The sequence below is a fragment of the Nocardioides sp. genome (assembly GCA_037045645.1).
Lineage (GTDB): Bacteria > Actinomycetota > Actinomycetes > Propionibacteriales > Nocardioidaceae > Nocardioides.
The window spans coordinates 126,213-138,868 of the sequence record JBAOIH010000001.1 but is presented as its reverse complement, the minus strand read 5'-3'; the positions used below and the strand labels follow the sequence as shown (position 1 = coordinate 138,868).

The 12,656-nt window shown below is 67.1% G+C and carries 14 protein-coding genes; all 14 read right to left on the bottom strand.

Features of this window, described 5'->3' with window-relative positions:
* Positions 1–16 precede the first annotated feature (16 nt).
* The 14 genes from V9G04_00730 to V9G04_00665 all read right to left on the bottom strand — a co-directional run bounded on the left by V9G04_00730 (position 17) and on the right by V9G04_00665 (position 12,654).
* On the bottom strand, positions 17–1,186 hold the full coding sequence (locus V9G04_00730; GenBank protein ID MEI2711840.1) for an FAD-dependent oxidoreductase: 1,170 nt from the start codon (positions 1,184–1,186) through the stop codon (positions 17–19).
* Complete coding sequence (locus V9G04_00725) at positions 1,183–2,268, bottom strand: acyl-CoA dehydrogenase family protein (protein ID MEI2711839.1); 1,086 nt, start codon at positions 2,266–2,268, stop codon at positions 1,183–1,185. Before V9G04_00725 ends, V9G04_00730 begins: the two co-directional genes overlap by 4 nt.
* A 4-nt stretch (positions 2,269–2,272) precedes the next feature.
* Positions 2,273–3,574: an acyl-CoA dehydrogenase family protein gene (locus V9G04_00720; protein MEI2711838.1), complete on the bottom strand. Its 1,302-nt coding sequence runs from the start codon at positions 3,572–3,574 to the stop codon at positions 2,273–2,275.
* Between the two features lie 46 nt (positions 3,575–3,620).
* The gene (locus V9G04_00715; protein MEI2711837.1) at positions 3,621–4,058 is read right to left on the bottom strand and encodes a zinc ribbon domain-containing protein; all 438 of its coding nucleotides are present in this window, start codon (positions 4,056–4,058) and stop codon (positions 3,621–3,623) included.
* Positions 4,055–5,239 (bottom strand): lipid-transfer protein, encoded by a 1,185-nt coding sequence (locus V9G04_00710; protein MEI2711836.1) that lies wholly within the window; start codon positions 5,237–5,239, stop codon positions 4,055–4,057. Before V9G04_00710 ends, V9G04_00715 begins: the two co-directional genes overlap by 4 nt.
* Positions 5,236–5,871, bottom strand: coding sequence for a CoA transferase (locus V9G04_00705; GenBank protein ID MEI2711835.1), 636 nt, complete (start codon positions 5,869–5,871; stop codon positions 5,236–5,238). The genes V9G04_00710 and V9G04_00705 overlap by 4 nt, the downstream gene beginning before the upstream one ends.
* On the bottom strand, positions 5,786–6,448 hold the full coding sequence (locus V9G04_00700) for a CoA transferase (protein MEI2711834.1): 663 nt from the start codon (positions 6,446–6,448) through the stop codon (positions 5,786–5,788). Before V9G04_00700 ends, V9G04_00705 begins: the two co-directional genes overlap by 86 nt.
* Position 6,449: 1 nt before the next feature.
* On the bottom strand, positions 6,450–7,757 hold the full coding sequence (locus tag V9G04_00695; protein ID MEI2711833.1) for a CoA transferase: 1,308 nt from the start codon (positions 7,755–7,757) through the stop codon (positions 6,450–6,452).
* 48 nt (positions 7,758–7,805) lie between these two features.
* Entirely contained in the window at positions 7,806–8,561 is a 756-nt protein-coding gene (locus V9G04_00690) for an SDR family oxidoreductase (protein MEI2711832.1), read from the bottom strand.
* Positions 8,558–9,793 (bottom strand): acyl-CoA dehydrogenase family protein, encoded by a 1,236-nt coding sequence (locus tag V9G04_00685; protein ID MEI2711831.1) that lies wholly within the window; start codon positions 9,791–9,793, stop codon positions 8,558–8,560. Before V9G04_00685 ends, V9G04_00690 begins: the two co-directional genes overlap by 4 nt.
* Before the next feature lie 9 nt (positions 9,794–9,802).
* A complete protein-coding gene (locus V9G04_00680) occupies positions 9,803–11,077 on the bottom strand; it encodes a cytochrome P450 (protein ID MEI2711830.1) in 1,275 nt (424 codons plus the stop codon).
* A 61-nt stretch (positions 11,078–11,138) separates the two neighbouring features.
* On the bottom strand, positions 11,139–11,285 hold the full coding sequence (locus V9G04_00675) for a hypothetical protein (GenBank protein ID MEI2711829.1): 147 nt from the start codon (positions 11,283–11,285) through the stop codon (positions 11,139–11,141).
* A gap of 41 nt (positions 11,286–11,326) precedes the next feature.
* On the bottom strand, positions 11,327–11,815 hold the full coding sequence (locus V9G04_00670) for a nuclear transport factor 2 family protein (GenBank protein MEI2711828.1): 489 nt from the start codon (positions 11,813–11,815) through the stop codon (positions 11,327–11,329).
* A gap of 68 nt (positions 11,816–11,883) precedes the next feature.
* Positions 11,884–12,654: an SDR family oxidoreductase gene (locus tag V9G04_00665; protein MEI2711827.1), complete on the bottom strand. Its 771-nt coding sequence runs from the start codon at positions 12,652–12,654 to the stop codon at positions 11,884–11,886.
* Between the last annotated feature and the right edge of the window lie 2 nt (positions 12,655–12,656).

Below are 12,656 nucleotides of genomic sequence, written 5' to 3'. Positions count from 1 at the left end.
GTGGAGTTCTGGGGGTCTACAGGGCAGCCGCGAGATCGCGACATCGCTCCGGGTCGATCGGACGACGCTCCTGGATGGCCATGCGGGCACCGACCATGGCGCGCGGGAATCCGACGCTGACGTGCGCGGTGAGGCGGCCGTGGTCGTCGAGCCAGGCGGCTCCCCACTTGGCCGGGTCATCGTGGGTTCGCATCACCAGGGTGTCGCTGGGACGGTGCTGGCCGACGTACTGGATCTTGCGGCCGAACTGGTCGGACCAGAAGTAGGGGACCTCGTCGAGGCCTTGGGGTTTGCCCACGATCGTGGCGGCGACGGCGATGGCGCCGTTGACGGCCTCGTCCCAGTGTCCCGAGTGCACCCTCGCTGCGAGGGAGTCCGACCAACGTGCCGCGGCATCGCCGATCGCGTAGACGTGTGGGTCGCTGGTGCGTCGATCCGAGTCCACGGCGACCCCGCCGGCGGCCATCTCCAGGCCGCTGTGCGCGAGCCATCCCACCTCGGGGCGTACGCCGATCGCGGTCAGCACCGTGTCGGCCGGCACCAGCTCTCCGCCCACCAGTCGTACGCCGTCACGCTCCACCGAGGCCACCTGGACACCCAGTCGCAGATCCACGTCGTGCCACCACGGCAGGAGCAGTCGTCCGACCTCGGACCCGAGAGGGCCTGCCAGAGGTGCGTCCGCTCCTTCGAGGCAGGTGACGTGGGCGCCGAGCCCGACGGCGGCGGTTGCGATCTCGGCGCCGATCCACCCGGCGCCGATGATCGCCAGTCGGCTCCCCGGTCGCAGTCGGTCGCGAAGCGCCACGGCATCGTCGAGCGTGCGGATGGTCACCTGCGGACCGTCTCCGGGCAGCCGGATCGGGGAGGCGCCCGTGGCCAGCACGAGGGCGTCGTACGGCTGTTCCCCGGCGTCGGTCGCCAGCGTGCGTTGCGCCAGATCGAGGCCGGTCGCACGGACGCCTGGCAGGAAGTCGACGCGCAGCTCGGCCAGGTCGAGGCCGAGGTCGGGATCGCTGGCTTGCGTCAGGACGCCCTTGGTCAGCGGCGGCCGGTCATAAGGCGCGTGCTGCTCGGCCCCCACGAGAGTCAACTCGCCCTCGAAGCCGGCAGCGCGCAGCGCAGCGCACGTACGCCCGCCGCCCAGGCCGGCACCGACCACGACCACCCGCTGGGGACCTCCGGTCACGACGCCACCAGGTGCGCGGCGAGGACTCGCTCGACGTGTACGGCGCGGCCACCCAGGAGCACCTCGTTGCTGCGCGCCTTGCGGAAGTAGAGGTGGGCGCGATGCTCCCAGCTGAACCCGATCCCGCCATGGATCTGGACGTTCTCGGCCGACGCCGTGACGGCCGCCCCCGACGCCGCCAGCATCGCCATCGCAGCGGCCTCACTGAATCGGGTGGGATCGGCGGTCGACGCCCAGAGAGCATGCTCGACCAGTGACCTGGCCAGGTCTGCCTCGGTCGCCAGGTCGGCCAGCGTGTGCTTCACCGCCTGGAAGGAGCCGATGGTTCTTCCGAACTGCTCACGCGTCCCGGCGTACGCGACCGCGTCTTCCACGCATTGTTCCGCGACGCCCAGTTGCTCGACGGCCAACGCGACCGTCGCGTAGTCAGTGAGAGTTCCCCCGAGCGATTCGTCGGCCTCCAGTGCGGTGGCGCGAACACCCGACAAGGACAGGTGAGTGAGATCTCGCGTCAGGTCGAGACAGTCCCGCCGAGTGCGCGTCGCTTCCGACAGATCGACGGCGAACCATCGACGCGCATCGTCTGTCTCGGCACGGGCGATCAACACGTCCGCAGTGCTGCCGTCAACAACGAGGTCGACCTCGCCGGAGACCTGCCAGCCATTGTCGTCGTCCTTGGCCAGGAGCCCCTCGGCCCAGCTGACGGTGCCGATCGCTCGACCCTCGACGAGGGGCTCGAGCCAACGCTGCGCGGCCTCGCCGCCGCTGGTCGCGAGGGCCTGTACGCACAGCAACGTGCCCAGCCAGGGCAACGCGTCCGCTCGCCGTCCCACCAACTCGGACACGACCGCTGCCTCGGCGAGGCCCGCTCCGGCACCACCGAGTTCCTCCGGCACCACGAGCCCGACGATTCCGACCTCACCGTTGAGGCGCTCCCAGAGTTCTCGGTCATAGCCACGCTCGATCGCCATCTCGGCGCGGGCGACCGACTGGTCGAGAGGAGCAACCCGCTCGAACAGCCTGGCCAGCACGGAGGTGAGTTCGGCGCGCAGCTCCACACCCTCGGAGTCATCCAGAATCATTGACCTAGGCCCCCGCGCTTCGCAGGTCCGCGAGCGCCTCGGCGAACTTTGCTTCGGCCTGCTCCTGCAGGCGCAATCCATGCTGCGAGGGGAACAGGTCGGGCGCGGGCTGCACGCCACGCAGCAACTGCTTGGCGACCGACTGCTTGTGGATCTCGGTGGCGCCGTCCGCGATCGCCATATGGAAGCTCTCGAGGACGTATTTGCCGAACGGCATCTCCGTGGAGATGCCCAACGAACCGTGCAACTGCAGGGCACGACCGGCCACATCCTGGAGCACCTTGGGCATGGCGACCTTGACCCCGGCGATGTCCTTGATGACGAGTTTGTAGTCCTTGAGCTGGTCGATCTTCCAGGCTGTCTGGAGGACGAAGAGACGGAACTGCTCCAACTGCACCCACGAGTCGGCGATCATCTCCTGCACCAGTTGCAGGTCGCCCAGGCGCTGGCCCCGGGTCTCGCGAGACACGGCGCGTTCCAGCATCATGTCGAGGGACCGGCGTACGAGCGCCACCGTGCGCATCGCATGGTGAATCCGGCCGCCACCCAGGCGCACCTGAGCAACCTTGAAGCCGTCGCCCTCCTCGCCGAGGAGGTTCGCGACCGGGACCTTGACGTCGGTGTAGCGGACGTAGGCGTGCGTGCCCTGGTGGCCCGCGTGTCCGGTCACCCCGACATTGCGGACGATCTCGATCCCCGGGGTGTCTGTGGGCACGATGAACATCGAGGCGCGGCGGTGGCGCTCTGCGTCTGGGTCGGTGACCGCCATCAGCACCAGGAAGGACGCGAAGCGGGCGTTCGACGAGAACCACTTCTCGCCGTTGACGACGTAGTGGTCGCCGTCGCGGACCGCGCGGCACTGGAACGACGTGGGGTCCGAACCGCCGGTGGGCTCGGTCATGGAGAAGCACGACGCGATCTCCCCGGCCAGCAGCGGCTTGAGGAATCTCTCCTTGAGTTCGTCGGAGCCGAAGTGGGCCAATACCTCAGCGTTGCCCGAGTCCGGCGCCTGCGTGCCGAAGACGACAGGACCGCTGAGAGTCGTGCCGATGCGTTCGTTGAGCAACGCGAGCTTGAGTTGTCCATAACCCGGCCCACCCAGTTCCGGACCAAGGTGGCAGGCCCACAACTCCCGGTCGCGGACCTGCTGTTGCAGCGGCTTGATCAGCGCGTTGCGTACGGGGTCGGCCATGTCAAGCGGGTGCTCGTACATCCGGTCGGCGGGTTCGACCTCTTCGCGGATGAACTGCTCGACCCAGTCGAGCTTCTCCTGGTATTCGGGGTCGGTCTGGAAGTCCCAGGCCATGGAATGCTCCTTGCGTCAGGCGCGCCGAGTGAGCTGCGGCGCGGAATCAGTCGGCAGCCAACTGCCAGTTGGGGATAGTGATGTCGTCCTCGAGGTCGACGAATTCGACCGTGACGGGCGTTCCCACGTGCAGATCAGGTCGCCCGGCCAGGTGACCGAGGAATCGCACCGGGTCCTGCCCGGTGCCCGGATCGACGTCGACCAGGATCGTGGTGTAAGGCACGGGGAAGCTCGGGTTGATCTGGTGCTCGACGACCGTCCAGGTGTGCACCACTCCCCTCCCGGGCAGGTCGACCCAGGTCAGGTCGGTGCCCAGACATGCTCGACACACCGGACGCGGGGGCTGTTGCACCTGGCCACAGGCCGAGCACCCCTGCACCACCAGACGTCCTTCGCGTGCTGCCTCGAAGATCCCTCGGGTGTCGGGGTCTGTGGTGACCGGACGCAGACCCACCTCCGCACCCAGTGCGGTGTCGGCGCTCATGACGCCACCAGGATCAGTGCGCTCGCACCCGGCGGCGGGGCCGAGGTGACCAAGGAGACTTCGGCTCCCGGCACCTGCGAGGTCGACGTGCCGCGAATCTGTCGTACGCCTTCGACGATGTGGTTCATGCCGTGGATGTATCCCTCGGAGAGTTGGCCGCCAGCGGTGTTGATCGGGATCGGGCCGCCCAGGTCGAGCCCACCGCCCTCGATAAAGGCGGAGACCTCGTCGGGTTTGCAGAAGCCGTAGTCGGCCAGTTGCAGATAGACGGTCATGGTGAAGCAGTCGTAGATCTGCGCGACGTCGACGTCGGCAGCGGTCAGACCCGCACGCTCATAGAGCCGCGCCGCGGTGCTGCGCGAGGTCAGGTGATCGAGAGACTCCGTCATCAGCACGGGATACATCTGGCCCGGCCCGACGCGTACGCCCGTCCCTTGCGCGACCGAGCGGATCAGGGCGGGCGATTGCGCCAGATCACGGGCACGCTCAGCCGAGGTGACCACGACGGCCGACGCGCCGTCTGTCTCCAGGCAGAAGTCGAAGAGCCGCAGCGGGTCGGAGATCATCCGCGAGGCGTAGTAGTCCTCCAGCGTGAGCTCGCGGTCGTACATCTGGGCTGCAGGGTTCGCGTTGGCCCGACGACGACACACCATCGCGATCTCGGCGAGGGCCTCCTGGGTGAGGCCGTGCTCGCTCATGTGGCGACGCGCCAGCATCGCGAAGAACTGGCCCGGCGAGGTGACGCCGTAGGGCGAGAAGAGTTCGAGGAAGGACGAGTTGCCCCCCACGCCGCCAGGCACGGAGACGCCCTTGCCCAGCCGCCGACCCGAACGACCGTTGAGTGCCCTGTAGACGACGACGGTGCTCGCCTGACCGGAGGTCACCGCGGCGACGGCCTGCCCGACCATGGCGCACGGACCCGAGCCTCCCGGGCCGCTCTGTCCCCAATACGAGATGTCGTCGATCCCCAGAGCATCGGCGAGCGCCACCTGGGAGACCTCGTCGTAGTCACTGCGTACGAAGCCGTCGACGTCGCCAGGCGTCAGCCCGGCATCGCGCAGCGCCCGCAAGGTCGCATCGGCCGCGAGCGCGGTCACGCCGACCCCACTGGCTTTGGAGTATTCGGTCGTGCCGATGCCTGCGATCGCGCAGGCGTCCGGCATCCATCGATAGCTCGTCACGACGTCTGCCCCACCAACTGCTCATCGAGGATGGCTGCGTGCTCGTCCAAGCGGGGAGGTGCGCTCGGCTCTCCGGTGCCGTAGGAGAAGCGGAACGGCGCTCCGGAGAACTGCGCGACGATGCCCTCCCCGGCCTCCACGTCCACGAAATATTCGCGCTCACGAAGGTGCTCGTCCTCCAGCAACTGCTCTGGGGCCAGCACCGGCCCCAGCGGCAGACCTCGGCTTTGTGCCTCGCGATAGACGGTGTCGGAGTCCTGCATCAAGAAAAAGGACTCCATGATCGTCTGGATGTGGCTGAAGTGTTGTTGGCGGTAGGACAAGGCGAGGTACTTCTCTTCGCCGAGGTCCAGATCCAGTCCCAGCGTGGCCAACCACTCGACGAGGGTGGTCCACGTGCGAGCGTCGCTGAGGATCAGCGCGAAGTAGACCTGCACGCCATCGGCGCACTCGAAGAGCGCGGGCTGTGTGGGCGAGGGTTGCGCGTGCCGACACGTCTGACGCTGCAGGAGCACCTTCGGATAGAACCAATAGGGGTTGGCCAACTCACCACTGACCGCCACGGCCTCGTGCATGGAGACATCGACGACCTGCCCCAGCCCCGTGGCCTGCCGTTCGAGCAGCGCGAGCAACAGCCCGAGGTGGCCGAAGCTTCGCTCCGATCTGGAAGCCCTGATTGCCGCCAGGGCGTACGGGCGGGAGTGAGTGATCGTCGTAGCCGCAGCTCATCAAGATGCCGCCGGCAGCCAGCGCCACCAGGTCGCTGGAGCGACGGTCGGCCCAAGGACCGGTGAGGCCATAAGGCGAGACGGAGACGACAATCAACGAAGGGTGCTGGTCGCTCAGCGCCACCGGATCGATCTCGTCGGCGGCGAGTCCGGCGGGGCTGCTGCTGGTGATCACGACATCGGCGCTCGCGATCAGGGCTGCTCGCTGAGCCCGCCCCTCTTCGGTGGCACTGTCGAGCACGACCGAGGACTTGCCGGTGTTGTAGGTCCAAAAATGCAGGCTGTGGTCGAGGTCGCCCTCGTGCCCTGCTGCGTACGGCCCGATGTGGCGGCCCGTGGCACCCCCGGGCGGCTCCACCTTGATCACGTCGGCTCCCTGATCAGCCAGGAGTTTCCCGACGATCTCGCCCTGGGGGTCTTGGGCGATCTCGATAACCCGCAGACCCGAATAGGTCAGCTCGCCGGTCGGTCCGTCCCACACGTCAGATCACTCCCTCAGCCTCGAGTTCGGCGATCTCGTCAGCCGGCAGGCCGAGCAGATCACCGAACACGTAGTGGTTGTCCTCGCCGAGCAGCGGCGCCGAACGCCAGGTGTGCTGCACGGTCCGCGAGAAATGCACCGGCGTGCCCTCGAAGCGCGCCTCCCCGATCACCGGGTGGTCAAGCTCGAAGAAGGTCCCCCTTGCCGCCAACTGCGGGTCGCTCTCATTGAGCTCCTGCGCGTTCTGGACAGCGCCTGCCGCCACCTGGGCACCTTGGAGCAACTCCACGACTTCATGCGCGGTCTTGGTGCGGGTCCAGTCGGCGACGTGGGTGTCCAGCTGATCCTGGTGGCGCCTCCGCTCCTCGGAGTCGGCGAACCGCGGATCTTCGGTCCACGCGGGCCGCCCCAGCGCGGTCACGAAGCGATCCCAGTCCTCGTCACCGAACACGGCGATCGCGACCCAGCGGTCCTCGCCGAGACTCGGGTACACCCCATGCGGCGCGGCCGCCGGGTGGTCGAGACGGTTGCCCCGAGGGAAATCGGGTCGCCGGGTGCGCGCCCCATTGACGGTGACGTCGAGCATGTCCGGCCCGATCATCGAGATTCCCACCTCGACTGCCGACACGTCCACCTCGGCGCCGAGTCCGGTCTTGTTGCGCCGCAGGATTGCCATCAGCAGCGCCGCCGAGTTGTAGTAGGCCGCTTGGTTGTCCATATAGGACAGTCCCCACCCCGACGGCTCCATGCCGGGCATCCCGCTGATGAACGACAGCCCGCTGACGGCCTGCACGATCGGCCCGTACGACTTGAAGTGCGCGTGTGGTCCGGTGTGCCCGAAGCCGCTCATCCGGCCGTAGATGACGCCGGGCGACAACTCTTCCAGGCGCTCGTACGTCAGGCCCCAGCGCTCCATCACACCGGGCGCGAAGTTCTCCGTGACCACACTGCTCGACCCGACCAGACGGTCGACGAGTTCGCGTCCCCGCTCGGTCTTCATATCGACGGTGATGCCGAGCTTGTTGCGGCTGTAGTTGTTGTGGAGACCCCCACGGTCGGGGTCGGCGTCTTGCACCTCTTCGCCGTAGTTGCGGGCCTCGCCCTTATAGATCGGCAGGAGTCGCGGACGGTCGATGCGACGCCGGTTCTCGATCTTGATCACTTCGGCGCCGAAGTCCGCGAGCAGTCGGGTCGCCACCGAGCCGACACCCATCCAGCAGAAGTCAGCAACGCGCACACCTGCCAGCGGTCCGACCCGCTTGACGGGCCGCCGATCACGCGAATGCTGTGGCACATCCGTGGTGGTCATGGGCTTGCTCACTTTCAGAAAGGTTGAGGTGGAGGACGGCGTACGCCCTCAGGGCATCGCGCAGCGGCCACCGTCGACAGGAAGGACGGTGCCGGTCGTGAAGGAGGAGAGGTCGGAGGCGAAATAGAGCGTGGTGCCGACGATCTCGTCAGGCCGCCCTGCCCTTTGGAGCGGGAATGCCTGGGCGCGGGCACGCCACTCGTCGGTGTACCAGGCCTCGCTGATCTCGGTGAGGAAAGGCCCCGCCATGATCGTGTTGACCCGCACACGAGGGCCGTACGCCTGGGCCAACCCCTTGGTCATCGTGTTCAGGCCAGCCTTGGCCGCGGCATAGACGAGGTCGGTGGTCTTGGGTCGGACCGAGGCGATCGAGGAGACGTTGACGATCGAGCCGCCCTCGCGCATATGCGGCGCGAAGAGCGTGCTCATGCGGAAGGGCCCCTTGAGGTTGACGTCGATCGTCTTGTCGAAGAGCGCTTCGGACGCCGACTCCAAGGACTCGTAGAGAGGGGCGATGCCAGCGTTGTTGATCAGGATGTCGAGGTGGCCGAACTCGGCCAAGGTCGACTGGACAGCCTCTTCACAGCCCTGCCAATCGCCCACATGCGCGGCGACGGCGTATGCCCGGTTGCCGGTCTCGCGGGTCAACTCGTCGGCGACCTCGACACAGTTCTCGAGCTTGCGGCTGGCCACGACCACGTGCGCACCCGCACGTGCCAGTCCCCGACACATCTCCAGGCCCAGCCCGCGGCTGCCTCCGGTCACGAAGGCGACCCGCCCGCTCAGATCGATCGCGACGCTCATGACGCGTCCTTCGCGGGAGCGGGCCTCGGCTCTGGAGGCAGACCGAGGTGACGCTCGGCGACGATGTTGCGCTGGATCTGGTCCGTGCCTCCGGCGATTCGATAGCCGGGAGCGCCGAGGACGTGTGCCTGCCAACTGGTGGTGCCGTCCACCCCGGTGTCTGCCACCAGGGACGACCCGAGCAGGGTGCGAGAGAGTTCGGAGACCCGGCTCAGCTTGGCGACCCACTGCAACTTGCGCATGGAGCCGGATGCACCCGGCGCCTCACCGGCCTCCCTGGCCCGCTTGTCGCGTCGCATCGCGACCTCTGCCGCAACCTCGCGAAGACGGATGTCGGCCAACTGCGCGCGGACGTCACGGTGCTCGAGGGCCGCAGTGCGTTCGGCCAACTCCAACAACTGCTCGAAGGAGCCGCCGACGCCTGACTTGTTGGACGCGTTCGCGCGCTCGAAACCGAGCGTGGCTCGCGTGACGGCCCATCCCTCGCCCACCTCACCGAGACGGTAGGAGTCCGGGATCCGGACCTCGGTCAGGAAGACCTCGTTGAAGCTCGTGCCGCCCGACATCTGGCGGATGCGGCGGATCTCCACTCCGGGTGCGTTCATGGGGATCAAGAAGGTGGTCAACCCGCGGTTGCGACGTGAGCCGGGCTCCGTGCGTACGATCGCCTGCCCCCACTCGGCGAACTGGGCTCCCGAGGTCCACACCTTCTGCCCGTTGATCACCCACTGGTCACCTTCGCGCTCACCACGCGTGGCGATGTTGGCCAGGTCGGAGCCGGCTCCGGGCTCGGAGAAGAGTTGGCAGGCCAGCAAAGACCCATCCAGCAGACCCGGCAGCAGCCGTCCGCGCAACTCGTCGCTGGCGTAGAGCCGGACGGTCGGCGCGATCAGATTGATCGTCACGGAGAAGAGCTCGTGGCGGGTCAACGCCACGACGCCCTCCTCCTCGGCCTTGAACGCGTCGGCGTACTCAGCCGGAAGCCCGGCGCCATCGAGGTCCTCGGGCCAGGCCAGGGCCGCATACCCGGCGTCGAACTTGGCCCGCTGCCACTCCCGCAGTCGTTGCAGCACTGCCAGTTCCGCCTCGTGGTCGAGGTTGTGGAAGACCGAGACGTCGTGCGGATCACGCAGCGCCTCGTTGGCCGGCGCATGCCCACGCAACCACTCCCTCGCCTGCGCACGAAAGCGCGTCAGCTCGGGTGTCACGTCAGGGGCTGGCGGTGTGGACACGGACATGATTCAGACCTGCTCCGTCACCGTGATCGCGCGCTCGGGGCAGTTGTCGACGGCGGCGATCAGGTCAGCGATGCCGTCTGCGTCTTCAGCCACGACGGTCTGGAGGATGACCGGAAAACCCTCGTCGTCTGAGTCGAAGAAGGCCGGCGCCAAGGTGTAGCAGCGACCGTGGCCGCTGCACTTGCCGGTGTCGATGGAGACGTGCTTGGTCATCGCGTTCTCACTTGTCCCAACCGAGGACGAGCTCTCGATGCCGACCTGAGGTCCACTCTCGACGAGGCCGTCGGTGTTCAGCACGCGGTATTCCGGAATGCGCTTGTGCCACTCCTCGATGGCGATGGCCATCTCGCGTCGCGCCAGGTGTGCCCCCGCACACCGGTGCGGACCTCCGGCGAAGGAGTAGTGCCGGTTGACCTGACGGTCGAACTGGATCTCGGTGGGGTTGTCGTACTCCGCCTCGTCGCGCGACGCCGAAGGGTTGGCGACCATCACCATGTCGCCCTTCTTCATCGGACAGCCGTGGAAGTCGGTGTCCTGGGCAACCTGACGGGCGGTCATCACGATGTTGTGCGCGCGCAGGAATTCCTCGATCGCGTTGGGGATGATCTCCGGCTCACGCACGATCCACTCGCGGTCCTTCGGGGTGATCGCGAGGTGGTAGAAGATGTAGCTCAGCTGGCTCTTGATGGTGTCGAGACCGGCCAGGAGAAGCACCTCCGACATGTTCAGGAACTCTTCGTCGGTGATCGGCCGGCCGTTGATCTGCGAGCTGGCGATGATCGAGAAGAAGTCCTCTTCGGGGTTGGCCGGCGGATTCTCGCGGCGGTCCTTCAGCACCCCTTCGAAGTACTTGTGGATCTCACGCTGGGCCTGCAACTGGTCCTCGGCCTCGTCCCCGAAGTGCCCCAATCCCTCGAAGATGGTCTCGACCCAGCCCATGAAAAGCTCGGTGTCCTCCAGGGGCAGGCCCACGATGCGCAAGAAGACCTTCGTCGGGTAGATCTTGGCGAAGTCCTCGATGAAGTCGCACTGACCCTTGTCCAGGAACGACTCGATGGCCTCCACGCAGTCCTGTCGCACGCTGTCCTCGATCTGGCGTACGAACCGCGGCGAGAACGCGATGTTCATCATCCGCCGGTACTCCCCGTGCAGCGGCGGGTCGATCATGGTGGGGATCCACTGCCAGTCGGGGTGCGGCACCGTCGGGATCGTGGCGCTGCTGCTGAAGATCTCCGGCGTCTGGTACGCCTCGCGCACCAGCTCGGAGGTGAGCAGCATCCAAAAGCCCGGGCCGTACGTGGAGTAGGCCGTGGGGCCTTGCGCACGCAGCTTGTCGAACTCACTGAAATAGCTGCAACGCCGGCTTCGGGGTGGTGTAGTCGAAGTGGACGACCGGGCACCCGGCCGCCTGGGCGCGCTTGATGCGGTCCTCCGCGTCGCGGGCGTCCTCGGGCGAGAGGCCGGCGCTGGGGCTGTGGTCTTGCATGATGCACTCCTGGTGAGGTGGCGACGGATGGTGCGAGACGGTCAGTGGCGGACCGCCGGAGGGACGTACGCCCCGCCCGGCGGAGTGGAGATGATCGGCACGAAGGTGGCGACCTTGATGTGGTGCTCCATGAAGGTGAGTTGCCAGGAGTTCCCGGCTCGTCGCAGCTGAAGGTCGTAGGTGGCGACCATGGTGAGCACGTGCTCCGGCTCGTCGGTCACGACCTGGTGCGAGATCAAGTAGACCTGGGCCGTGGCCTCGTCCCCGGAGATATCGATGCCGTAGGGGGTCACGTTGTGGTGCTGCCAGGCCAGGTGTGCGGTGTTCTCGATGATGTAGTCGACGACGGCTTGCGGCCCTTCCACCCGGGTCCGGCCGTTGTGGTATTCCACCGCGAAGTCGTCGGCGAACACCTCCCGCAGGCGATCCCACTGTCGCGAGTCGATGAAGGAGGCGTAATCGGTGATCACGCGGCGGATGTCGAGATCGTCGGTCACCCGCTGCAACTGAGCCACGAGCTGCTCGTTCATGTCGCGATCTCCTTCCGGTGGTGGACTTGAGTCCAGCCTAATTCCTCATGATAAATAGGTCAAGGGTTTCAGGCGATGGTGTAGCCGCCGTCGACCGGGATGGTGGCGCCGGTGACATAACTGGCGTCATCGCTGTTCAAGAAGGCGATGACGCTGCCGATCTCCTCGGGCTGCGCCCCGCGCCCCAACGGCAACACGTCGCGGAATCCGGCCATCAACTCGGCCGGATCACGGTCTTCGGCTCCGGGGAAGAACGAGGCCAGCATCGGCGTCTCGACCATGCCCGGAGCCACCACGTTGACCCGGATGCCGCGCTTGCCCCCGACGATCGCCAGCGAACGGGCGAGCGGCGGCAAGGCGCCCTTGGTCATCGAATACAGCGGCGCGCGTCCCGAGCCGACCAGCGCCGCGGCCGTGCTCGTCATGGTCACACTGCCCTTGCCGCCCGCCTTCTCCAGCAGGTCGAACCCGAGCGTGGCCGAATAGAAGGCGCTCTTCATGTTGACGTCCATCGACTGCTGCCAGGCTGCCTCGTCGATGTCCAGTCCAGGGGCGCCCGGGATACCCACCTGATAGTGCACCGCGTGCAGCACTCCGTGCTCATCGCCGATGCGCGCGAACAGTGCCCGCAGGGCATCGACATCCGTGGCGTCCACCCGGACCCCGACGGCGCTCCCGCCGGCCGCCACGATCTCCGCGGCCACCGCCTCGGCGCTCGCCTCATCGAGATCGGCCACCCAGACATGAGCGCCTTCGGAGCCGATGCGCAGCGCGGCCGCGCGTCCCATGCCGGAGCCGGCACCGATAAGCAGCACCACCCGGTCGACGTACCTGTTCATGG